A 22,631-nucleotide genomic window follows, 5' to 3' on the forward strand; every position below is an offset into this window, starting at 1 on the left:
GTATTTACCTTTAGAAAGTTACTATTTTTCTTTATCAAATCCCTTGTGAAATTCCAGAAATCAATTAACCTTTACTTTATCAATATTAATAATGCAAAAATTAAACAATACCTTATGAACAATTCACTATTTAGATAATTACTTAGTCTGTACTTTATAATTTTTATGACCTCCAGATATGTTATAGACTTTCTTAAATCCTTTATTTATTAATATGTTCTGTGCTGCATTTCCAGTTACACCTTTATTGCAATATGTTACAATGATTTTTTCCTTATCCAGTTCATCAGCCTTTGCTCTAATCTGATCATGAGGTATGTTTATTGCATTATTTACATGTGCTTCTTCATATTGTTTATTCACTCTTGCATCTATTATTGTAACATCACTTTTATTTTCTATTAATTCATTAAGATCATTAGGTTTTATAAGTTCTCTGCCTCTATTTATTGCATTATCCAAAATCATACCTGTATATGCTACAGGATCTTTAGTTGTTGAAAATGGTGGTGCATAAGCCAAATCTAAATGGAATAAGTCTTCAACCTTTGCTCCAAAAGTTATTGCTGTGATAAATACATCTATTCTCTTATCCACTCCAGTGTATCCAACAATTTGAACACCAAGAAGTTTTCCTGTATTTTTATCTGCAATGGCTTTAATAATCATCTCTTTCCCATGATAATATTCTGGTTTATCTGGCTTAATATTATGACATATAACTGGGTAATATCCTTCACTAATAGCTTCTCTTTCTGTAAGACCTGTCTGAGCAACAGTCATGTCAAAGATCTTAAAAATCCCTGTACCAAGAATGCCTCTAAACTCAAGATTTCCTCCTGAAAGCTGATCTCCAGCTATTCTACCCATTTTATTTGCTGTTGAACCTAATGGTCTATATAAAGGCTTTTTAGTTATAACAGAATAACTTTCGGTGCAATCACCACATGCATATACATCTTCTACATTGGTCATCATCTTTGTGTTCACCTTTATTGATCCGTTAATACCAAGCTCTATTCCAGCTTCTTTAGCAAGTTCCGTATTTGGCTTTACTCCAATAGACATTACTACAAAATCTGTATCTATAATCTTACCACTTTGTAAAACTACTTGATTAACTATCTCTTCTCCCTTTAACCTAACTACTGAATCACCTAGAGTCATGTTTACATCTTTACTTCTTAAGTACTTTTCTACATAAATGGCCATGTCTTCATCTAATCCAGGGGTAACTTGATTTAAACGCTCCACAAGAGTAACTTTAATGCCGATGTTTTTTAAATTTTCCATCATTTCCAATCCTATAAAACCAGTTCCTACTATAACTACAGATTTAGGTTTGTTCTTTGTTATATATTCTTTGATTTTATCTGCCTGTTTAACATTTCTTAAATAAAATACATTGCTTTTTTCTACTCCTGGTATGTTTGGTGCTATAGGCCTTGCTCCTGATGCAATAACTAGTTTATCATACTTTTCATTAAATACATCATTGGTATCTAAATTTTTTATAGTTAAAACTTTATCTAAAGTATTTATTTTTGAGACTTCATGCCTTCTAAATACAACTACATTATACTTTTTATTAAAGAACTCTGCATTTCTTGGTGTCAAGTCATATCTATCCCCTATTTCTTCACCTATGTAATAAGGTAAGCCACATCCTGAGTAAGATATATCATAATCCATATCAAAAATCTTAATTTCAGCATTTTCATCATTTCTTCTAATCTTTGCTGCTGCAGATGTTCCACCAGCTACAGCACCTATTATAACAACCTTCATAAACATTATCGCCTCTCGTAACCATTATTATTTAAGCTCTATAAACATTAAAACTTTACTAATATGGTTTTTGCTGATTTTTTAATTTTATGCATATAAAAATACTTTATTTAGCTAATTACTAACTATGATAATTAATATTTTAATTTATATATCATTAAAATCAACAAAAACCAATTAATAATTATATAGCTTGCTTTCATTCAATAATAAATTGGATTTGTATACTATTTTTCTTTTTTCAAGCCAAAATACTTTCTTCCCCATAATAAGGCTACATTAACAAGTGCAATCATAACAGGTACTTCAATTAATGGTCCTATAACAGCAGTAAAAGCTTCTTGAGATTGAATACCAAAAACTGCTACTGCTACAGCAATTGCTAGTTCAAAATTATTACTTGCAGCTGTAAATGATAAGCTAACTGTTTTATGATAATCTATTTTTGATTTATAACTTATAAAGAAAGATACTGAGAACATAATTAAGAAGTATATAAGTAAAGGAATAGCAATTCTTAACACATCCATTGGTAACTCAATAATGTATTTTCCTTTAAACATGAACATTATAACTATAGTAAATAGTAGTGCTATTAAAGCTAAAGGACTTATCTTAGGTACAAAAGTTTTAGTATACCATTCTGTTCCTTTCTTAGGTTCCAAAAACAGTCTTGTAAGCATACCTCCAATAAATGGAATACCTAAATAGATAGCTACTGAAGAAGCTACTTGACCCATAGAAACATGAACCTGCATCCCTTCCAATCCTATGGCTTTTGGTAATACAGTGATAAATATATAAGCAAATATTGAATAAAATACTACTTGAAATATTGAGTTAAATGCCACTAATGCTGCTGCATATTCGCTATCTCCATCTGCAAGACTATTCCATACAATAACCATAGCAATACATCTTGCAAGTCCTATGAGAATTAACCCTACCATAAGATGTGGATACCCTCTAAGGAATATAACTGCTAGAGAAAACATTAATAATGGTCCTATAACCCAATTTTGAACTAACGAAAGAGTTAATACCTTTGGATTTTTAAAAACCTTTCCAAGCTCCTTGTAGTTAACTTTGGCAAGTGGCGGATACATCATAACTATGAGTCCTATTGCTATAGGAATAGATGTTGTTCCAATTGATAATCTTGATAATGCATCAGATAAACCTGGTAGAGCCCATCCTAAAAATATTCCTAGTGCCATTGCTATAAAGATCCATAATGTTAAATAACGATCAAGCCATGACAATTTTGATGATTGATTACTCATACTAATTCCCCCTTATAATTAAAATAATATTTATTATTTCTACTGGGATCAGATAAAACTTTAAATACTTTGGCATTTATTTTATAATTTTTGTCCATTTTACCCTCTCCTATATAGACATTTATCTATATATAGTATAAATAATCATCTGTATATAGTCAATATTATATATTTTTTTGAGCATTATATTATTAATTACATTTATAGCAATCTATATTTAACATTTTATGCATTTATATATAAAGTGTTACTATTACTATTCCAAACGATATAACTTATAATATTTACTTATTTATTAAATCTACAAAATAAAATTACAAATTATTAAAACTCCCATATTGATATGGGAGTTTTAATAATTTGCAACTTTATAAATTTTTTTCATATATAACTTTGTTTCTAAAATGCAAGGTTAAAAATATTATAATTTCTTTATACCATAATTTCTAAAACACTAATAGAATCTTCATCAAACCATGGCAGATCAATTAAATTTGTCAATAAAGCTACATCCTAATATAATAGCTAATTTATTGATGCAGCCTAGCTTTACACTTATTATTCAAAAATCAAATAAAAAATTTCAAATCGCTTGATTTTCATTAATTTTTTATTATATGGTTTTTGTGGCTTTCTTTAATATATTTATAAGAATACTTTATTGAACTTCTACTTGCTATACAATGATCAATATTTTAAACTAATCTTCAGTGGATTTTTTTAATACTATTGAATCTTCCTCTAAATATTTAGGCGAATTACCTGGACTACTAAATGGCTTTTGCAGCATCCCCACAAGTTCCCATCCTTCCTCTCCATATTTATTTAATTTTTCTTCCATAGTTAGATTTTCATCTGAATTCAAAAAATGATCAACTGTAAACACCTTATATTGCCATGTCATAATCAATTCACTCCTTTACATTATCTATATATCAATAAAATCAACAAAAGCTGCTACTGCCACAGCAATTACCAATTCAAAGTTATTGCTAACAGTTATGATAGTATATTTTTGATTTATAACTTATAAAGAAAGATGCTGAAAACATAGTTATAAAATATATAATCAAAGGTATATCAATTCTTACTATATATCTATTGGTAGCTCAATAATATGTTTCCCATTAAACATGACCTTTATAACTATAGTAAATAATAATATTATTAAAACTAAAGGAATAGATGTTGTACAAATTGATAAACTTGATAATGCATAAGATATACCTTATAAAGACCAATCTAAAAATACACTAATGCCATTACTATAAAAATCCATAATTTTAAAAATTAAATAATTTATAATACTTACTTATTTAAAAATCAAGTTTTATTAGTATAAAGAATACTTGTTGCAAAAAACAATTATTAGATTTAGTATAATACTATACTTTAAATAAATTAGACTTTATAATTATAAATTATATTAAGTTACAACTTACTTTTAAACTATCCAAATTAATATTGTACAAGTACTTTTTTATGAAATAAAATGAATTAAACAATACTATTTAAATAAAATAATTTATATAAGGAGAGATTAAGTTGAATAAAATTATTGACTTACATAAAATAAAAACCACAGCAGAAAATTATTATCGTAATGGAGATTTTTATTGTTCTGAAGCAATAATAAAAACAATTAAAGATGAATTTAATCTGCCAGTATCTGATGATATCATAAAAATGGCTTCAGGTTTTCCAGTTGGTATGGGTAATTCTGGATGTACTTGTGGCGCAGTAGTTGGTGGTATTATGTCAATAGGTTTATTCTTTGGTAGATGTGAACCTAAAGATACAAAAGTCAATAAAACTATGGCATTATCTAAAGAATTACATGACATTTTTAAAGAAAGGCATAAATGTTTATGCTGCAGGATTTTAACAAAAGATATGACACTCGGTTCTCCAGAGCACATGGAGCAATGCATTTATTTTACTGGAGAAGTTGCAGAAGAATGCTCAAAGATAATATCTAGAGAATTAAATCTACAAACAAAATAATCAACATTATTTAATATAAAACTCCCATATTGATATGGGAGTTTTAGTAATTTGTAATTTTGTAAAAAGGTTGTTATATAACTTCATGTCTAAAATGCAAGGTTAAAAATATTATAATTTCTCTATAGCATAGTTTCTAAAACATTAATAGAATCTTCAACAAACTTAGGACACTTTTTAAACAATCCCTTTTCTCTTGCCATAATTCTATTTTCTTTTTTAATTAAATCAATTCCAAGCAAATCTCTGCATATAATTGAATCATTAATTTCTGTAAATTTCTCTTTGAATTCTCTTACCATTTCATATACTTTTTCCTTTGATTCAATATCATCTAATATACTATTTCCATATTTAAGACTTAGTACCATAACAGCACCAGTTACAGCACCACAGACTTCACCATGGCACATTCCCCCTCCAAAACCTGATGCAATTTTTATGGCTGCTTTCTTATCTAACCCTAACTCCTCACTAAAGGCTAATAAAACACATTGACAACAATTCAATCCATTATTAAAATTATCAATAACTTTTTGTGATCTGCTCATATTAAAAACCCCCTTTGTTATTTATTATAATTCTAACAGAATAACTAATTAATTCCAACTAACTTACTTCTACGTTCCATTAAAACTACATCATGCCATACACCACTATCCATTTTACTAATTTTTTCTCTCACTCCAATTTCTCTAAATCCACAACTTTTATGTAACGCTATACTAGCCAGGTTTTCCTTTATAATTCCTGATTGCAAAGTCCAAAATCCATCTTTTTCTGACAAGCCAATTAAATTTGCCAATAAAGCTTTTCCTATACCTTTTCCTCTATATTCTTCTCCTATATATATACTAACTTCTGCAACACCTGAATAAACACATCTACTTGAAGTTGGACTTAAAGCCACCCAACCTAAAACCTTGTTTTCCAAACGAGCTACTAATCTACATGATTTAGTATGACTACTATCCCAACTTTCCCAAGTTGGAATTTCTATCTGGAATGTAGCTTTGCCTGTATTAATACCTTCTAAATATATTTTTGAAACTTCTTCCCAATCTTCTTTTTTCATTTCTTCAATTTTATAATTCATTTTCATTTTCCCCCTTTTTAAAACTTTTTAAAGTTTATATGCTTTTACATGCGCCCCAGCAAAAGCACCATCAATAAGATCTGCATCCATTTTGCTATATAAATCCCCTAAATTTTTCTGTTTTGCTATTTCTTCTATAATTTCTTTTGTATAAATATTTACTGGTGTTATTTCAATATTTTTAAAGCCAACCCTTTGAAGTATTTCTTTATATTCTTCAACTGGTAAGGCACCTGCAATACAGCCTACCCACATTTCTACACTGTGTCTTATTTCATCAGGTATGTCCTTAAGCACTACAACATCAGCTATTGCCAATCTACCACCATTTTTAAGAACTCTATATGCCTCTTTTAATGCAGCTTCCTTACTTTCACATAAATTTATTACACAATTTGATGTAATAACATCTATGCTTTCATTGTCAAGAGGAATATCTTCTATATATCCTTTTAGAAATTCCACATTTTTAACTTCCATTTTCTCTTTATTCTTATTTGCTAGTTCAAGCATTTCATCAGTCATATCAAGACCATAGACCTTTCCACTATCTCCAACATACTTAGATGAAATAAAGACATCTATTCCTCCACCACTTCCTAAATCTAAAACAACTTCACCCTTTTGTAGATTTGCAAGTACAACAGGATTAGCACATCCAAGAGAAGCGTTTATAGCTTCTTCTGGTAAACCTTCTATAAATTCTTTCGTGTACAAATTTGAATTATTTGAAGTATCACCACAACAAGATGTACCACAACCACAGCTAGCTTTGGATTTAGCACTTACTTTTTTTGCAATACCTCCATAATATGCTTTAACTTTTCCCTTAATGTTATTTCCCATAATAAATCTTCCTCCTAACAACATTTATCCGATGACTACCCGCTCTAATACTCCTGCTTCCTAAAGCAAGAGTAAAGATCGGCTACGTCCCTGGATAACGATTTCTAAGCATCATTTGGAATTAAAACTCCATCTAATGCTAAGAACTCTGTTTATTTTTATTTACAGCCTCAGTAAGTAACTTCAAGCTTTCAAGTACCTGTTCCCTTTTTTCTTCTGGAATTGCTCTAAAAATATTTTTATAATACTCCTGCATTCCACATTCAACATTTTTAAATGCCTTCATCCCTTCATCAGTAAGTTTTATTGTTACATAACGTCTATCCTCTGGATGCAGCTCTCTAATTACTAACTCATTTTTTACAAGATTATTTATAGTTCTGCTCATTGTACTTTTGTCCACTGTTAGTATTTTAGCAAGTTCATTTAGTGATATTTCTTTTGCTCTTCCAATTTCCACAATAGCATGGCATTGAGAAATTGTTACACCACAGCAGCTCGTATCTTCTTTTTCCAATATGCCTAAATTTCTCACTAATATTCTTATTAATTCACGTAAATAATTACTTCCTTGACTTTCCATTTAACCACCTCGAATTAATTGTATCGCAAAACTGTTGTAGTATGCAACTATTTTAAATTACAACTAAAAAAGAATTTTTATTATAAAAAGCCTTCTTTAGTTAATCTAAATTCATAACTAAAGAAAGCTTTTAACAATTGACTTTACTATATAAAATTTTAACCTATTATAAAATTGAACAAATATCCAGTAAACACTATTCCAAGTGCTGCTACTCCAAAGAATACTGCCAATAATTTAGGTTTTAAAACCCTTCTTAAAAGAATTGCCTCTGGCAAACTAAGAGCTGTAACGGCCATCATAAATGCCAAAGCTGTTCCCATTGCAACTCCAGCTCTTGTAAGTTCACTAACTAGTGGAATTACTCCAGCAGCATTAGAATACAATGGAACTCCAATTGCAACAGCTGCAAATACTGCAAATGGATTACTTTTTCCTGCATATCTTGCCAATGCTCCTGCTGGAATCCATCCATGTATAAAGCCGCCTATAGCAATACCAATTATGACATACAACCATATTTTCTTTATCAATTCCTTTGTGAAATTCCAGGAATCCATTAATCTTTCTTTTGTAGTTGGATCAGGCAATTCCAAATCCGAATTCATCTGCATTTCATAAACATATCCTTCTACATGCTTTTCCATTTTTAATTTTCCAATTATAATACCACTTACTATTGCAATTATTTCACCAGAAACTACATAAATAACAGCTATTTTTATTCCAAACAAACCATAAAGAAGTCCTAATGCAACTTCATTTACCATTGGTGCAGCTATTAAAAAAGAAAATGTAACTCCAAGCGGCACTCCTGCTTCCACAAAGCCAATAAAAAGCGGCACTGCAGAACAAGAGCAAAATGGTGTAACAATTCCAAGCAAAGCTGCAAGAACATGTCCAATAAACGTGCTTCCTTTACTCTTTGCCAGTATCTTTCTCGTCTTTTCTGGTGGAAAGAAACTTCTTATAAAGGTAATCACATAAATTATAATTAATAATAAGATAAATATCTTTATAGTATCAAATACAAAGAAATTTAAAGCACTTCCAATTCTACTTTCTTTAGCAATTCCAAATACATTATAAATAAGCCAATCAGCAAAAATTTGCACAGGTGTAAACATATTATCCCTCCATTCATATTATAACTTTATAATTAAATACTTATGTACTGTTTTAATTTAATGGACTTTAATTCTATTAAATTAGGATTAAAGTCCTTTTTTAATACAGCTTATATTTACATTTCCTCATTAATATATTTTTTAATTTCATTAACATTACAAACTTTACCAAACATTTTAACTTTTTCATTAATAACTATAGCAGGTGTTCTCATAACCCCATACTTCATAATATCTTTAATATCCTCTACTTTTGTAATGTCAGCTTCTACATTTAGCTCCTTAACAGCTTCCTTTGCATTTGCCTCAAGTTTTTTACAATTTGAACAACCTGAACCTAAAATTTTTATTTCCATAATTTAACCCTCCTGAATTTATATATAATTATTTTATTTAGAATCATTAAAATAACTCATAACAAACTTATCTACGCTGTCAACTATATTTTTTATTTCTTCACTACTAATTCTGTAATGAGTATTCATACCAACCTTCTCAGAGGATAGTATACCAGCTTCCTTAAGTATTCTTAAATGCTGAGACAAATTTGCCTGGCTAAATTCTATATCTTCATTTAACTTGCATACGCACTTTGGTCCATCATACAAAAACTTAACTATTTTATATCTTATAGGATGTCCTAAAGCTTTAAAAATTTTAACGCTTATTTCTTCCTTACTCATAATTATCCTCCACAGAATGATAACTTTATAATTAAATACTTATATGCTTATAATATTACTTTATATTCTACTTTGTCAATATTATATTGATTATTTTTTTCTTCTTTTATCCTTTGTATTTAACAAGTTAGGTCAGTGTTCAGTTTGAACCACATTACTTGAAATATAGTTTTTCATATCTTCATAATTAAATGGAGCTATTGGTTTAGTATATGGTATATCAAAGCTTGTAATAGATGCTATTTTAATAACTATAATAGTTAATGCCATATAAAATCCAAATAACCCAAATATACTTGAAAGAAAAATCATAAAAAATTTCAACAACCTCATAGGAAACAATTTAGCTAATGTGATGAAACTCTTATCATATATCACTGCATAAAATTTAAAATTCAAACTAGTAACTTCAAGTGTATACATATAATTACATTGTCATAAGTGATTTTTGATGACTCATTTAGCCATAGCGAAATATTTCTAACTTATATAAATTTAAAGCTTATTTTGTATTTGCAAAATAAGCTTTAAAAATAAATTAGTTTTCCGACGCAAGGAAGAAAACTCACCTTCATTGTCCTCTGAAAAGTTGCACCGCATAATTTTTAAACTGCAAAAGTTAATTTATTTACCTATACTAAATATATTCCACTAGTACTCCCTTTACTGCATCAAACTGATTCTTTCTACTGTTTTAGTATTTTGTTTATACCAAATCATTATTACTTGTCCTTTTTTCAAGTCTGATATCTTTGTAGATAATTTTGAGCTGTCATTTCCATTTCGGCCAGGTATACCAGTTCTTTCTAATATTTTAACATCGCTATTAACTGTAATTGTTTTTGTTTCACCAGTATAGCTTAATTCAAGCTTACCTCCTGGGAACCCACCCTGAGGCGGCTTCCTATTGTCATTATTATTATTTTGGTTACCATTCCCATTTAAGATGCCATTTGTATTTGGCATTCCCTTAGAAGCTTGATTATCATTCATATTTGGAGTTACATTAGCATTTTGATTACCATTCATATCAGATGCTGCATTCCCCTTTGTACTTGAAGTACCATTTACATTCTTATTGCCATTTGAATTTTGCTTTGCTATCTTTAGTTTTATAGTATTTGCATCCACAGATACTATTTTACCAATAAGATCAGCATTAGACATTCTGTTACCATTCATACCTTGACCAGAACCCGTATTAGTTATATTTTGAGCTGTAATTGCCTTACAGGAAGTAAGTGACATGGAACAAACTAACAATGCTGCAACTATAAATATACTACATATTATTTTCCTCATATTTTACGACCTCCTTCCAAGCAGCGGCAGACACTCTGAAAGCTTTCTTTTTGACATAAAATCATATGCATCCTTAAATCCCATGTATGATAAAACTATTAACAAAGGATATACTGGGTAAATATATCTGGACTTAATTTCCCATAAAACATAAAATCCAATGAACCCTAAAATCACTAAAATTAAGAACACTTCGTCAAACCTTTTAGCTTTTATTCCACCTATCAATCTAACCAAGATAGAACAATACATTAGGAAATTCATCACATATAATATCCAAGTCAATCCACTCCTATATTGTGAATTCCCCTTAAATAAATCAGTGGCAAAGGTAGTATAACTATAGCCACCCATCACCATGCCTTTTCCTCTCTCCCCTGGACTAGATGCTGATTGAACACCAATACCGTATCTTTCAATTTGATATGTCCCTTCTGTCCAGGTCCATACAATCTTCTTATAATACATTTTTGTTAGATCCAGAAAAGTCAAGTTGGATAATTTATTTTTTATTTCTTTCTTAAATAATTCCGTACTTTTTTCTTTATTGTAATTTCCTTGCCTTTCATATATATTGTAGCTTTGCATGTTGTCCCAAAAACCGAATCTTTCTTTATTTATACCCATGTTCAGCCACATATATATAGGTGCAGAATTTTTATTAACAGATTTGCTTACAGTATGGGTAGCTTGTAAAACAACATTTTGAGTAAACCCTGGAACATTAAATAGTAAAGCCATTATGCATAAAGAAGTTATTCCTTTTTTAATTCCAATTTTCTTTATAGATAATAAAATGTAAATAACTGCAGCTATGAAAATAATAACTCCTACACTTCTAAAGTAATTTCCAATTGCTAAAAGAATTGAAGAAACAAAAATATACTTAATTGACTTTTCTTTTATAAATCTTATTAAAAAGTATATAGCAGTAGTAAAAAGTGTTGTAGCTATAACGTCATTATATATATAATTACACATGAACAATGATGGCACATAAGTTGCAGCAAATATTAATACACCATAATCATTTTCCTTTGACTTATAATTTATCTCTTTATATATGAAATAAATCATTAAAGTTGTAACAAGAGTAAATAGTATATTAAAAATCTTTATAACTAAATAGTTATCTGGAAATATAGCTAACAAAGTTTTTAAATATAATACAGTAGAAAAATTAAAAGGAAACATATAAAGATATCCTCCACTTTGAAATGAAGAATAATCTTTATTATATAACATGTTTAAAGCCAGTGAAACTACAGTTTGAGAATCATCTGTAGGTAACCTAGTAAATAAAAATATAATAACTATTTGAATAATAAGTGAAAATATTAATGTTACTGAAATTACAACTTTTTTACTGTACTTATTGAATTTTAAACACAGCTTGTACAGAACTATGCTTAATAAAATTAGCAGTATTATAAGTAAAATAAAAATACCAAGCTTTTGATTTTGTAAAATAGGAGTATCCCCATATACAAAGTAATTATACTGAGCTCTGACAAAAAATGATGATGCTATAAAAAGTGCTATGAAAAAAGTAAATATTAAATATATTGTTTTTTTAATCAATCCTAACATATAAAAAACTCCTCTGCAGTAATTTATTATCCATTAACTATTCTCCTCTATTTAAATTATTTGATAAATCCATTTTAACTTGTTACTTTCACCGTTTCTTAACAAATGTATGAACAATTTATTAAGTTTTTTTATCATAAGAAAGCTCCACACAAAGAATATCCATTCCTATGTGTGGAGCTTTTTTTATTTCTCTAATTTTCTAAAATATCCTGATCTCTAAATAAACTAAAAACTGCTGCATCATAATCGTTCAATCTTTCCGATTTTCTAATTTTTTTTGCATATTTTTCATTATTGGAAAACCTAGGCAGCATATAAAACCATAATTCTTTCATTCTAAACAATACATTTTTATCTCCAAAAAGTACTTCTTTATAATCTTCATAAATTTTATCATGAAAATCTTTTAATAATTTCTTTTCAGGTTTAGTATTATTTTTAATATCACCAATCAATCCAGGATTGGCTAATAATCCCCTGCCAAGCATTAAAGTTTGTACATTAGGAAAATCCTTAGAAAAATTTTCGTAATCTTTAGCTTTAAAAATGTCACCATTATAACAAATAGGATTTTTACTCAAAATCAAAGCCTCTTTGAAAATTTCCATATTAGGCTTATTTTTATAAAAATCTTTCTGAATCCTAGGATGAATGATAAGCTCTTCCATAGGATACTTGTTAAATATCTCAATTAAATTATAAAATTCTTCTGGACTATCCTTTCCTATCCTAGTTTTTATTGAAATTTTTGTTACAGCTTCTGAAAAAATTTCCTCTAGAAATTCATCAAGTTCTTTTGTCTTTGAAAGAAATCCAGATCCTCTATTTTTTGAAACCACAGTTCCAGAAGGACATCCTAAATTTAAGTTAACCTCATTATATCCCAACTGTTTTAATTTCTTTGACATATGTGTAAAATCTTTTGCATCATTCGTCAGTAATTGCGGAATCAAAACTAATCCTTCATTGTTTTCGGGTAAAACATCCCTTAATTCCTTTGTTTTAAAACTTGTACTTTGATTTGCAACAATAAAAGGCGAAAAATATTTGTCTACATTTTTGAAAAAGGTATTATGTGCATTTCTATAAATATAGCCTGTCAAGCCTTCCATAGGTGCGAAATAAAAATTCATATATTTAAAAACTCCTTTATATATCTAGTGTATATTTACAACAAATATTATACTTCATTGTCACTTATCATTTCAAATGTATTTTCCATACAACTCATGTTATACATTTTATTCATCAATACTAGTATTAGTATAATTTATTGAATACTATTGATATTTTTTAGTTACAGTTTAAGTCAATAAATAAGTTTAATATTGAATCTTCCTGGCTTTGTGTTATAGTTTTTGCTGTTACTAAAATATCTAGTTCATTTTTCATATCCCTTTTGGTTGTTATTTCATCATTATAGTATATGTCTATTATTGTTGTTGCTTGGGCTTGAGATATAGTTTTTGATTCTACTAAAGTACCTAATCTAGTTTCAATGCTTTGGGAATAGAAACTATAAGTATAAGGCGTATTGTCATTGGAAGATGCACTAACTGTTGTAGTAACTCCTATAGTTAATAATAATGATCCTGTAATTAATAAAGCTGTAAATATTTTTGTTTTCATTTTTAGTACCTCCTGTATTTTCGAAAAAAATAAAGACCAATAATTAGCTTAAAAGCTATCTATTGGTCGGTTGCACTACTAACTCTAAACTCTCCAAGTGCCCAAATAAAGAGAATTTTTCACAGTTTCCACTTTTTCAATATGTAAATAAAAATTTATATAATAAATTAATCTGTTGCGTATTACTAAATTTTCAACATGTATAGACTAAATTATTATAAATAACCTATCATATTTTTAAGTATTTGTAATTTTTACTTATTATTATATATCTCACATGTCTAATTAATGATATTTTACCATTTTTAAGAAACTTTTTCAACATTTTTTGCATATACCCAAAATATGTCATTCATTTCGTAAAAATGGTTACTTTGTTTCTGCTTTTTTTGCTTATATAAAGAGCCTTGTCCGCAAAATCTATCAATTCATATATGGAATACGTATCCTTTGGAAATTTAGCTGCACCAATACTAACAGTACATCCGTTTAAAGCTGCTTCACTTTTTAATCGAATTTCTTCTGCAATAGACAATAATTTTTCATCTGAAACATTGCGAATTACAACAGCAAATTCATCTCCACCAAAGCGAAATACAGAACGTTCCCCCACAGTAGCTTTCATTATTTCAGCAAGTTTTTTAAGTAAATTATCTCCAGATAAATGTCCTGATGTATCATTCATTTCTTTAAAGTGATCAATATCCAGTAAAAGAACTCCTAAGCTTTCTAAACTATGATTATTTATTTCTTGTTGCACAATACTTAAAATGTTATTAAAGGCACGTCTATTATAAGCTCCTGTCAAAGAATCAATGTCAGCAGCTTCTTCAAGGCCATTATGTGTTTCTTTAAGCATTTCAATTGTATTGTTGTAAACTCTAACCATTTCATGAAATTCTTCTTCATAATTATATGGATCAATCTTTTTGTATTTTCCATCTTTCAAAGCGTTAAATGAAAAGATTAACTGATTTAGCGGCTTACTATATCGTTTTATTGTATATACCCCAAGTAAAATAATCAAAACACTCACTATAACTGACCCCAGGAATGTTTCATAAATTATAATATTTCTACTTGTCATTATGTCAGCAGTAGGAGTAATAACAGTTACATACCAATTTAAATTTAAAACTTTACTAAATCCAACAAACTGATCCTTCCCTGAATAATCTTTCATGATCTTTGAACCTGATTTTCCCTGCAAATTATCAAAGATTACAGATTTCTTACCAATTCGTCCTTTATCAGGATGATAAACAACATAACCATGACTGTCTAAAACAGAAATATAACCTTTTCTTCCAAATTCCTTATTATCAAACATAGATGCTAAAGAAGTTCCTTGTAATCTAACAGTCCCAACAACTACGCCATCAATGCTACCATTTTTCAAAATTGGAACTGATATTACGACTATCTCAGTTCCACCAGTACTTGTGAAAACATCACTAATATAAGTTTTTCCATGAATTGCCTGCTGGAAATAATCTCTGTATGCCAAATTTGAAACACCAAGAGCATGTACATTACCAGACACATGTAAAATATCTCCCCTGGAATTAAGAATTGTTACTACATCTAATTCAGGTACAACTCCATTAAATTTATTAAGAAGTTCCTGATTTTCTCTAATTTGATCATTTGCAGCAATAACCTTTAAAAAATTCTGCACTTTTTTAAAATTTTCCCTAAGCTGCATACTAACATTTTCTGCGGCTTTTTCATTAGTACTCAGTAATAAAGAATTAGTATCAGAAATAAAAAATTTATTAAATACTACAAATTGAACAAAGCAACTTAAAACAATTAAAATACCAAGCAATAATGTAACTTTATATAAAAACTTCATTTGATCAATCCAATCCTTGATTTTTCCACTTAACCTAAATTTAACATTTAGACTCATTATATCATACTGTTCATTACTAATCATAGACCAATTTTTTCCTGTCCTTTAAAATTCATAAAATACCTATTGTTCATTACTTTCTACTTTAAAATATTATCACCAAATAAAAAATGCCACTGATTAAAATAAGCCTCCATTAAGACTTATTTTAATCAGTGGTAAACATGTGTACTGGAATATTATTTATTCGTAAACAAAGCAAACATTTTTAATCAAGCTAAATTCAAATATTAAACCGCAATCTATTTATCTGTATTTAATATCTTTTCATAGCAATAAAATGGTTTTTCCCTTCCTAAAAAGCTCATTTCTCCAATTAAGTCATAATTGCATTTTTTAAATAATGCATTCATTTTCGTGTTTATGGAATAGGTATCTGTTTTTAAATATCTTATATTGTTAGCTAAAGCTAGTTCATCAGCAAATTTCATTAATTCAGTACCAATTCCATTTCTTCTGTAGTTAGGATCAACTGCCATTCTATGAACAATCATACAGTCTTCCTTTAATGACCAGTTTAATCCATCATACTCAGCTGGTTCTATTTTATTAATGCATACGAAGCCAACTAGCTTACCTTCTCTCTCTGCTGCATATAATTCTCCACTTTGGATATCATTAACAAAATCCTTTTCTTGAGGGTAATTTTCATCCCATTGAGTGTTGTTATAAGTTCGCATTTCTGCAATAGTTCCTTTTATAATTTCCATAATATCTTTTATATCTTCCATAACTGCTTTTCTCATTATAGTATCCTCCTCAAAAATTTTTTATTTCTTTCCAGTCATTTTCAATATTTTCTCTCATTTTCTTAATTAATTTACTGACCAATCCCTTTTCTTCTTCACTGAAGTTATTAAGACAAACCTGAATATGTCTATTTTCTTCTTCAATAATAAATGTGTATGTTTTTAATGCTTTTTCCTTTGGATAAAGTCTCCACATCCTCTTGTCAATATCATCTCTTTTTTTGTCTATATATCCTGCCTCAATCAGTTTCTGTATAGCCTTTGTTGTTGTAGTTTTATCTACTTTTAAAAGATTTGATAAGTCAATTTGGTTAATTCCTTGATTTTCACATATCCTTGTTAAAAAAGTAAATTGTCCTTTTTGCAGATTTATCTCTTTAAATTTCAAGTCACTCATGTAATGAATACACCTTGATAAAGTTCCCAGTTCTCTCAATATGTCACTATCTAAGGTTTTGATAAGTCTTCACCTCCTGCAGACTTAGTTGAAAGTTCAACTATGTTAAATTTATAATAGCACATAATAGTTGAACTTTCAACTATTATGTGCTATATTTTTCTGGATATTCTATTTCAAATTCTTTTTTAAAAAATTCAATGTTTCTGCTATTATTTCACGTGTCCTATCATTATCATTAAATAAATCAAATGCGTGCCCACCTGTAGAATGATTACAAATATCAATAGTTAAGTTATTTTTCAAAGCTTTTATAATAAATTTATCAATGGATTCATTAATTATTGAATTATCAAGCCCTGCTCTTGCAATAAACAAAGGAGGAATCTTACTTGAATTTTCATCAATAAGGCTTATTGGTGAATACTTCTTGACATCTTCATCTTGTATATTAAAGTTAAGAAGCTTTCTTACAGATGTAAGATCTCCAAAACCATAATAAGCAATAATGCACTTAATATAGTTAAAATAATCATGCATGCCTTCATATAACCCAAATGGAACACCACCAGAAAAGCTCCAAATAGCAATTTTATCTTTATCTATATTGAGATTATCAGCATTTTCTATTAAGTAATTGACAAGTATATCTATATCATCAATAACTTCTTTAACACTAAAACCATCAGATAAGACTTTATGATTAAAAGTTACTACATTTAATCCACTAGCTGCTATTAATTTTCCATAGGAAATATACTGCCCACTTTCTTTGAAATTTATGGATGCAGCTTCTCCATGTATTAAAATTACTACAGGCAGCTTTTCACTTTTACCATTGACAAAAGGAGTATACAAATCCATCAGTAGTTCTTCTTTATATATCATATTTTTCTTCACATTAACATTTTCCATATTATCAATTTTGTAAACTATCTCTTTTTTTAAAATTTCTTCAATACTTAACATATTAACTTCTCCCTTTTAAATAAAATTATTACTTAATGATCTCAAATGATAGGAATCAATTATGCTACAATTTTAAATCACTAAATTGTTATTTACATCACTGTATTTCTTAATAGGAATCCAAATCTCACAGCTATAATTTGTAGAAAACATATCTTCTATGGGATAGATTTCAAGATCTGGTGCACAATCATGCTCATACCCCATAGAGGGCATCCACTCTGAATATATCCTTCTAAGAAGATCATGCAAAGCTTCAGGTACTGGCCCTACTGCTTCAAATGCAGCCCAAGTTGCTGCTGGTATGTTTGCTGAAACATATCCTTTAGGAATGGTACTCTGGATTTTCTCAATTGCCATCATATAATTAAATTCATCTTTATATTTATCAAAATCTTTAGATATGCCTAGAATACCGAGTTTGCCTACTTTTGAGGACATCCACTGATACGAGCCATCTTTCATACAGCCCCTCCAAAATTTAGGTACCTGATTAAAATTTTGTTCATCTATCATGGATACTTTTGCTTGTTTGCCTACTACCATAAAACTTTCTTTATGAAAAATCCTATAATTCATATCTTTATCTCCCTTTATTGAAAGATGAAAAGATAACTTTGGATATGCCTTAAGATTTACCCCTGACTCTCGTGCTGCAGTGGGGCTTACTCCATACATTTTTCTAAAAGCTTTTGTGAATGCTTCAGGAGTTTCATAACCATACTTATGTGATACATTAATGATTTTCTCACCAGATATAATATCCTGTACAGCTAGAGTAAGTCTTCTCCTCCTTATATATTCACCTAATGTAACACCTGTTATCATATGATACATTCTCTGAAAGTGAAATGTAGAGGATAAAGCAATTTTCGCCACTTCTTCAATATCAATTTTCTTGGTAATATTAGCCTCTATATATTCCACTGCATTATTCATTGCATTAAGCCAATCCATAAAACTTGTTCCTCTCTTTTTCTATAATAAATAATTTTCACTTATTTGTCCTGTCTTTAAATGCTTTTTAATGACATGGTTGAATTATGAATTTGTAAACTAAACACTATTTTATTGATTTATAGAAATTAATGTCTATGTATACTATAATAGTTTTATTGGAATACACATACAAGTAGGCACTTTTTAGTTATATAGTTACCATTTGGAAAGAAGGATAAGATATGAATAAAGACACCACTGAAAAATTTCCCAAGCAAAAGGAAAGACAAAAGGATTTTAATTGTTCCTTAGGCTTTGCCATGACTGTAATTGGAAGCAAGTGGAGGGCAATAATATTATGGCATATATTAAAAACTGATTCTATAAGATATGGGGAACTTAAAAAATCTATTCCTAATATAAGCCACAAAATATTATCTCAAGAATTAAAAAGTCTGGAAATGGATGGTCTTATTGAAAGGATTGCCTATGCTACCATTCCACCCAAGGTAGAATATATACCCACAAACAGAGGCAAGTCACTAGAAAGCATCCTAACTGATCTATGCCTCTGGGGTAAAAAATATATGATCAAACCTTAAAACGCTGCACCATTTCATTAAATTTTTCAGCAACCTCAGCTTGATTTTCTGCTGTTTGTGATAAATTCTGAATAGATTGTACTGTTTCATTAATACTATCTTTTATTGTTTCTGTATTTTTCGCTGATTTTTGTGCAATTTGTGCTGTACTTTGCACTGCTTCACTTACTTGATTTATTGTAGCCATAAGTTGCTCTGACATGGCTGCTATTTCACTAGACATGCTAGTTATAAATTCTGCATCCTTATAATAATGATTCCCCACGTCTCCCATAATTTCAAACTGGGGATCTACATTATTGTGTATAAACGATAATACATCTTCATTATTATCAGAAAGATTTTTAAATGCATCTTGTACTTTTGTTATTGTATCTTGTATATTAGCTACTGCTTGTGATGATTCTTCTGCAAGCTTTCTTACTTCTTCAGCAACTACCGCAAATCCTTTTCCTTGTTCACCAGCTCTTGCTGCCTCTATAGCTGCATTTAGTGCAAGCAAGTTTGTTTGTTCTGATATACTTGCAATAGTATCTGCCATAACTTTTATATTTTCAACTATCTTGCCATCTTCAATAGCTCTTAATCCCTTTTGTTTTTTCTCATCATACATCTTCCTTGTTTCTTGTATAGATAATTTTCCCTTTTCTTGAACATCCTTTGCTCTTACCTTAGATAAATTTGCATTATTACTTCCCTCAGCAGCTTTATTTGATAATATATTAATACTTGAATCAACATCCTGTATAGATGCATTTATTTCTTCTGCTGATACACTTGTTTCATGAACATCATTTGCTATATTGTTTACTGCTTTTTCAATATTTTCTGTTTTTATTGTAAGCTTTTCTGCTGTAGCAGAAAGTTCCTTGCTAGACACACTCATATCCTGTGATCTTACTACTATCTCTTTTACAAAGCTTTGAAATTCTCTCCTCATATTGTTAAATGCATTAGAAAGCTGGCCTATCTCATCTTTATGCTTTAGCAAATTATTCAAATTATTATCATAAGTCAAATCAAGATTTCCTGCTCTCTTTATAATATTAGTGATTATAACTATAGGCTTTGAAATAATATTACCCAAATAAAATGCCACTATTCCAGATAAAATTAATCCAATTATAATGAAAACACCTATTATTTTAATAAGACCATTAGATTGTTTTAAAATTTCAGTTGTAGGTGCTGCTAACACAAATATCCACCCATTTGAAAGATGACCATAACTTAAATTTTTATCTACACCTTTATACGTATAGGAATATATTTTATTAGAAGATGTATTTTTTATAATTTCATCTTTGATTGATTTTAGAGATCCGTTTTCTATAGTTGATAAATTATCCTTTGTATTAATTTTAGGATGATATATGATATCGCATTTCTCATTAAGTAAAAAGGCATATCCTAAATCATAAATTTTTGTACCTTTTACTATGTTTTGAATATTTTTAAAATCAATATCCATACCAACTATACCAATAGATTTGCCATTTTTGAATATAGGTACTACATAGGAAATCATGTATACATTAATATTAGAATTTAAATATGGATCCATCCATGTAGCCTTTCTTGCATTTACAGGTATATAGTACCATCCTACATGTTCCATATCGCTAGGGTCATATTTACTAAAATCTGTTGGAATTAGCTTTTTAAAATTGCCCTTTTCATTTTCCTTAGAATAAAAGATTCCGGAAGTTGGAGGAGTGATTTTAGGATTAAATCTTATATAAAACGTCATTGCTCCATCTGTATTTTCACCAAATTTCTTTGCCACAGATTCTATTCGATTTTGATAATCTTGTAGATATTGTGCATCACTTGAAAACCTATCTACATCATCTAAATCTTCTAATACTATTTGAGAAAGAGTATTTACTGATGTTTCAATTTTAGAAATTTTTGAATTGATTTCATTTGTTTTATCCTCACAAATTAAAGTTAATTTTTCTTTGGAATTTGTTTTAGCTACATTGGTTGAATTAAAAATACTTATACTCCCAATTAATACTGTAATAAAAACAGAGCACATTACAATAGCTAAAAATATCTTGCTTTTTAAACTTTTCATTGATCATCCTCCTGCATTTATTATTTATATAAAATATATAAAGACAATTGAAATCAGCAATCCTAAAGGTTTTATTAATACTTTTAGTTATAGTACTTATATGTTTATATACAACATTGCCACTTTATGTATATATGTGTAATATTATCACGAAAAATATAAATTCTCAATATATTCTAACAAAATTAACACTATCTTATGAAGAAATTAACTAATCCAATTCTTCAACTTGCACAGAAATTTTTGATAAATACTTGTCTGGATTTTTAGTAATTATTTCATCTGATATATTTTCTATATAAACATTTCCGCAAACACTAAGATGATTCTTCTCTATAAACTTGTTCACCTTATGAAAAATTTTCATATCTTCAGCTAAATAACTGTTATCATAAGTTATAACATAAAGCCCCTCTGGCTTTACGGTCTTTTCTATTAAATCCGTATCTGGAGAAACCTTATAAAAATATCTATAAGTCCTAATATTATCAGTAAGTAAACTATCATGATTAGTGTAAACCCCTAAAGGATACCCATATAACACTTTTTTACTTTCACAATAATCCAAAAAACTAATAAAGTCATCTTCAACATTATTAGGATCATACAAATATTCAGGTCCTAAAAGCAGCACTTCTTCCTCACAATATTCCAACAATATTTCTCCACAGTTGATGTTAGATATTACTGGGGCATTATTAATTCTCTGCTCTATAATATAATTCATTTGATTTAATCTATTAAGTTCTTCTAATATTTTCTTCTTTTGTGCAGCAATTAAATGAATCAAATTATCTGGAGATACATTTTCCATGTAATTTTTTATTTCCTTTAATGGAATATCCAAATCTTTTAGAGCAAGAATGATGCTTACCTCATCTAATTGACTATAGGAATAATATCTATATCCATTTTCCTTTACAAGTGCAGGTTTCAATATTCCTACCTCATCATAATATATTAAGTTTTTTCTACTTATGCCTGCCAATTTAGAAAAAGCACTTATAGATAGATACTTTTTTGAACTTATAAAATCACTCATAAAT

At 28.7% G+C, this 22,631-nt stretch carries 24 protein-coding genes, 1 pseudogene and 1 riboswitch; of the genes and pseudogenes, 2 read left to right on the forward strand and 23 right to left on the reverse strand.

The window, feature by feature from the left end; genetic code table 11:
- Nucleotides 1-138: 138 nt before the first annotated feature.
- The 4 genes and pseudogenes from Q6H37_RS19010 to Q6H37_RS19025 form a co-directional block, all read right to left on the reverse strand.
- The gene (locus Q6H37_RS19010; RefSeq protein ID WP_318735272.1) at nt 139-1,788 is read right to left on the reverse strand and encodes an FAD-dependent oxidoreductase; all 1,650 of its coding nucleotides are present in this window, start codon (nt 1,786-1,788) and stop codon (nt 139-141) included.
- 227 nt (nt 1,789-2,015) lie between these two features.
- Entirely contained in the window at nt 2,016-3,071 is a 1,056-nt protein-coding gene (arsB, locus tag Q6H37_RS19015) for an ACR3 family arsenite efflux transporter (protein WP_318735274.1), read from the reverse strand.
- Between the two features lie 700 nt (nt 3,072-3,771).
- On the reverse strand, nt 3,772-3,975 hold the full coding sequence (locus Q6H37_RS19020; RefSeq protein WP_318735276.1) for a DUF4177 domain-containing protein: 204 nt from the start codon (nt 3,973-3,975) through the stop codon (nt 3,772-3,774).
- 45 nt (nt 3,976-4,020) lie between these two features.
- Nucleotides 4,021-4,251, reverse strand: a pseudogene (locus Q6H37_RS19025) (arsenical-resistance protein); the annotation flags it as partial.
- A 365-nt stretch (nt 4,252-4,616) separates the two neighbouring features.
- Between Q6H37_RS19025 and Q6H37_RS19030 the strand changes: the two are divergent.
- Nucleotides 4,617-5,075, forward strand: coding sequence for a C-GCAxxG-C-C family protein (locus Q6H37_RS19030; RefSeq protein WP_318735278.1), 459 nt, complete (start codon nt 4,617-4,619; stop codon nt 5,073-5,075).
- Nucleotides 5,076-5,197: 122 nt separating this feature from the next.
- Here Q6H37_RS19030 and Q6H37_RS19035 read toward each other — a convergent pair whose 3' ends face one another.
- The 17 genes from Q6H37_RS19035 to Q6H37_RS19115 all read right to left on the reverse strand — a co-directional run bounded on the left by Q6H37_RS19035 (nt 5,198) and on the right by Q6H37_RS19115 (nt 18,921).
- Entirely contained in the window at nt 5,198-5,626 is a 429-nt protein-coding gene (locus Q6H37_RS19035) for a C-GCAxxG-C-C family protein (RefSeq protein WP_318735281.1), read from the reverse strand.
- A 44-nt stretch (nt 5,627-5,670) separates the two neighbouring features.
- Nucleotides 5,671-6,171, reverse strand: a complete 501-nt coding sequence (locus Q6H37_RS19040) for a GNAT family N-acetyltransferase (RefSeq protein WP_318735284.1) — start codon at nt 6,169-6,171, stop codon at nt 5,671-5,673.
- 27 nt (nt 6,172-6,198) lie between these two features.
- Nucleotides 6,199-7,017: an arsenite methyltransferase gene (gene arsM / locus Q6H37_RS19045; protein ID WP_318735286.1), complete on the reverse strand. Its 819-nt coding sequence runs from the start codon at nt 7,015-7,017 to the stop codon at nt 6,199-6,201.
- Between the two features lie 139 nt (nt 7,018-7,156).
- Nucleotides 7,157-7,600, reverse strand: coding sequence for a MarR family winged helix-turn-helix transcriptional regulator (locus Q6H37_RS19050; protein ID WP_318735287.1), 444 nt, complete (start codon nt 7,598-7,600; stop codon nt 7,157-7,159).
- Between the two features lie 158 nt (nt 7,601-7,758).
- Nucleotides 7,759-8,727 (reverse strand): permease, encoded by a 969-nt coding sequence (locus tag Q6H37_RS19055; RefSeq protein WP_318735289.1) that lies wholly within the window; start codon nt 8,725-8,727, stop codon nt 7,759-7,761.
- A 116-nt stretch (nt 8,728-8,843) separates the two neighbouring features.
- Nucleotides 8,844-9,083 carry a thioredoxin family protein gene (locus Q6H37_RS19060; protein WP_318735291.1) on the reverse strand — a complete coding sequence of 80 codons (240 nt, stop codon included), beginning with the start codon at nt 9,081-9,083 and terminating at the stop codon, nt 8,844-8,846.
- 33 nt (nt 9,084-9,116) lie between these two features.
- Complete coding sequence (locus Q6H37_RS19065; protein ID WP_318735293.1) at nt 9,117-9,410, reverse strand: metalloregulator ArsR/SmtB family transcription factor; 294 nt, start codon at nt 9,408-9,410, stop codon at nt 9,117-9,119.
- Nucleotides 9,411-9,542: 132 nt separating this feature from the next.
- A complete protein-coding gene (locus Q6H37_RS19070; RefSeq protein ID WP_318735296.1) occupies nt 9,543-9,809 on the reverse strand; it encodes a spore germination protein in 267 nt (88 codons plus the stop codon).
- 264 nt (nt 9,810-10,073) lie between these two features.
- Nucleotides 10,074-10,712, reverse strand: coding sequence for a hypothetical protein (locus tag Q6H37_RS19075; protein ID WP_318735299.1), 639 nt, complete (start codon nt 10,710-10,712; stop codon nt 10,074-10,076).
- A gap of 3 nt (nt 10,713-10,715) precedes the next feature.
- Nucleotides 10,716-12,302: a glycosyltransferase family 39 protein gene (locus tag Q6H37_RS19080; RefSeq protein WP_318735302.1), complete on the reverse strand. Its 1,587-nt coding sequence runs from the start codon at nt 12,300-12,302 to the stop codon at nt 10,716-10,718.
- 194 nt (nt 12,303-12,496) lie between these two features.
- Nucleotides 12,497-13,438: a tRNA-dihydrouridine synthase family protein gene (locus tag Q6H37_RS19085; protein ID WP_318735304.1), complete on the reverse strand. Its 942-nt coding sequence runs from the start codon at nt 13,436-13,438 to the stop codon at nt 12,497-12,499.
- A gap of 160 nt (nt 13,439-13,598) precedes the next feature.
- On the reverse strand, nt 13,599-13,934 hold the full coding sequence (locus Q6H37_RS19090; RefSeq protein ID WP_318735306.1) for a hypothetical protein: 336 nt from the start codon (nt 13,932-13,934) through the stop codon (nt 13,599-13,601).
- Nucleotides 13,935-13,989: 55 nt separating this feature from the next.
- A riboswitch (cyclic di-GMP riboswitch) is annotated at nt 13,990-14,073 on the reverse strand.
- A gap of 213 nt (nt 14,074-14,286) precedes the next feature.
- Nucleotides 14,287-15,873 carry a sensor domain-containing diguanylate cyclase gene (locus Q6H37_RS19095; RefSeq protein ID WP_318735307.1) on the reverse strand — a complete coding sequence of 529 codons (1,587 nt, stop codon included), beginning with the start codon at nt 15,871-15,873 and terminating at the stop codon, nt 14,287-14,289.
- Nucleotides 15,874-16,091: 218 nt separating this feature from the next.
- Entirely contained in the window at nt 16,092-16,595 is a 504-nt protein-coding gene (locus Q6H37_RS19100; protein ID WP_412523870.1) for a GNAT family N-acetyltransferase, read from the reverse strand.
- 13 nt (nt 16,596-16,608) lie between these two features.
- A complete protein-coding gene (locus Q6H37_RS19105; RefSeq protein WP_318735309.1) occupies nt 16,609-16,995 on the reverse strand; it encodes a MarR family winged helix-turn-helix transcriptional regulator in 387 nt (128 codons plus the stop codon).
- A gap of 171 nt (nt 16,996-17,166) precedes the next feature.
- On the reverse strand, nt 17,167-17,964 hold the full coding sequence (locus Q6H37_RS19110) for a dienelactone hydrolase family protein (protein ID WP_318735311.1): 798 nt from the start codon (nt 17,962-17,964) through the stop codon (nt 17,167-17,169).
- Nucleotides 17,965-18,036: 72 nt separating this feature from the next.
- Complete coding sequence (locus Q6H37_RS19115) at nt 18,037-18,921, reverse strand: AraC family transcriptional regulator (protein WP_318735314.1); 885 nt, start codon at nt 18,919-18,921, stop codon at nt 18,037-18,039.
- Between the two features lie 224 nt (nt 18,922-19,145).
- On the opposite strand from Q6H37_RS19115, the gene Q6H37_RS19120 reads away from it, so the two are divergent.
- A complete protein-coding gene (locus tag Q6H37_RS19120; protein ID WP_318735317.1) occupies nt 19,146-19,505 on the forward strand; it encodes a helix-turn-helix domain-containing protein in 360 nt (119 codons plus the stop codon).
- Here Q6H37_RS19120 and Q6H37_RS19125 read toward each other — a convergent pair.
- Together Q6H37_RS19125 and Q6H37_RS19130 are read right to left on the reverse strand one after the other, a co-directional pair.
- Entirely contained in the window at nt 19,495-21,585 is a 2,091-nt protein-coding gene (locus Q6H37_RS19125; RefSeq protein ID WP_318735319.1) for a methyl-accepting chemotaxis protein, read from the reverse strand. The two genes, Q6H37_RS19120 and Q6H37_RS19125, sit on opposite strands and share 11 nt — an antisense overlap.
- 211 nt (nt 21,586-21,796) lie before the next feature.
- On the reverse strand, nt 21,797-22,627 hold the full coding sequence (locus Q6H37_RS19130) for a MerR family transcriptional regulator (RefSeq protein WP_318735321.1): 831 nt from the start codon (nt 22,625-22,627) through the stop codon (nt 21,797-21,799).
- Nucleotides 22,628-22,631: the final 4 nt, after the last annotated feature.

Origin of the sequence: Clostridium sp. JS66 (assembly GCF_033561535.1) — a bacterium.
GTDB classification, from domain to species: Bacteria; Bacillota; Clostridia; order Clostridiales; family Clostridiaceae; genus Clostridium_AM; species Clostridium_AM carboxidivorans.

Excerpts from the sequence above, each read along its gene's own strand:
- Q6H37_RS19010 (WP_318735272.1), bottom strand. The coding sequence starts at position 1,788 with ATGAAGGTTGTTATAATAGGTGCTGTAGCTGGTGGAACATCTGCAGCA.
- arsB (WP_318735274.1), bottom strand. The coding sequence starts at position 3,071 with ATGAGTAATCAATCATCAAAATTGTCATGGCTTGATCGTTATTTAACA.
- Q6H37_RS19020 (WP_318735276.1), bottom strand. The coding sequence starts at position 3,975 with ATGACATGGCAATATAAGGTGTTTACAGTTGATCATTTTTTGAATTCA.
- Q6H37_RS19035 (WP_318735281.1), bottom strand. The coding sequence starts at position 5,626 with ATGAGCAGATCACAAAAAGTTATTGATAATTTTAATAATGGATTGAAT.
- Q6H37_RS19040 (WP_318735284.1), bottom strand. The coding sequence starts at position 6,171 with ATGAATTATAAAATTGAAGAAATGAAAAAAGAAGATTGGGAAGAAGTT.
- arsM (WP_318735286.1), bottom strand. The coding sequence starts at position 7,017 with ATGGGAAATAACATTAAGGGAAAAGTTAAAGCATATTATGGAGGTATT.
- Q6H37_RS19050 (WP_318735287.1), bottom strand. The coding sequence starts at position 7,600 with ATGGAAAGTCAAGGAAGTAATTATTTACGTGAATTAATAAGAATATTA.
- Q6H37_RS19055 (WP_318735289.1), bottom strand. The coding sequence starts at position 8,727 with ATGTTTACACCTGTGCAAATTTTTGCTGATTGGCTTATTTATAATGTA.
- Q6H37_RS19060 (WP_318735291.1), bottom strand. The coding sequence starts at position 9,083 with ATGGAAATAAAAATTTTAGGTTCAGGTTGTTCAAATTGTAAAAAACTT.
- Q6H37_RS19065 (WP_318735293.1), bottom strand. The coding sequence starts at position 9,410 with ATGAGTAAGGAAGAAATAAGCGTTAAAATTTTTAAAGCTTTAGGACAT.
- Q6H37_RS19075 (WP_318735299.1), bottom strand. The coding sequence starts at position 10,712 with ATGAGGAAAATAATATGTAGTATATTTATAGTTGCAGCATTGTTAGTT.
- Q6H37_RS19080 (WP_318735302.1), bottom strand. The coding sequence starts at position 12,302 with ATGTTAGGATTGATTAAAAAAACAATATATTTAATATTTACTTTTTTC.
- Q6H37_RS19085 (WP_318735304.1), bottom strand. The coding sequence starts at position 13,438 with ATGAATTTTTATTTCGCACCTATGGAAGGCTTGACAGGCTATATTTAT.
- Q6H37_RS19090 (WP_318735306.1), bottom strand. The coding sequence starts at position 13,934 with ATGAAAACAAAAATATTTACAGCTTTATTAATTACAGGATCATTATTA.
- Q6H37_RS19095 (WP_318735307.1), bottom strand. The coding sequence starts at position 15,873 with ATGATTAGTAATGAACAGTATGATATAATGAGTCTAAATGTTAAATTT.
- Q6H37_RS19100 (WP_412523870.1), bottom strand. The coding sequence starts at position 16,595 with ATGAGAAAAGCAGTTATGGAAGATATAAAAGATATTATGGAAATTATA.
- Q6H37_RS19105 (WP_318735309.1), bottom strand. The coding sequence starts at position 16,995 with ATGAGTGACTTGAAATTTAAAGAGATAAATCTGCAAAAAGGACAATTT.
- Q6H37_RS19110 (WP_318735311.1), bottom strand. The coding sequence starts at position 17,964 with ATGTTAAGTATTGAAGAAATTTTAAAAAAAGAGATAGTTTACAAAATT.
- Q6H37_RS19115 (WP_318735314.1), bottom strand. The coding sequence starts at position 18,921 with ATGGATTGGCTTAATGCAATGAATAATGCAGTGGAATATATAGAGGCT.
- Q6H37_RS19120 (WP_318735317.1), top strand. The coding sequence starts at position 19,146 with ATGAATAAAGACACCACTGAAAAATTTCCCAAGCAAAAGGAAAGACAA.
- Q6H37_RS19125 (WP_318735319.1), bottom strand. The coding sequence starts at position 21,585 with ATGAAAAGTTTAAAAAGCAAGATATTTTTAGCTATTGTAATGTGCTCT.
- Q6H37_RS19130 (WP_318735321.1), bottom strand. The coding sequence starts at position 22,627 with ATGAGTGATTTTATAAGTTCAAAAAAGTATCTATCTATAAGTGCTTTT.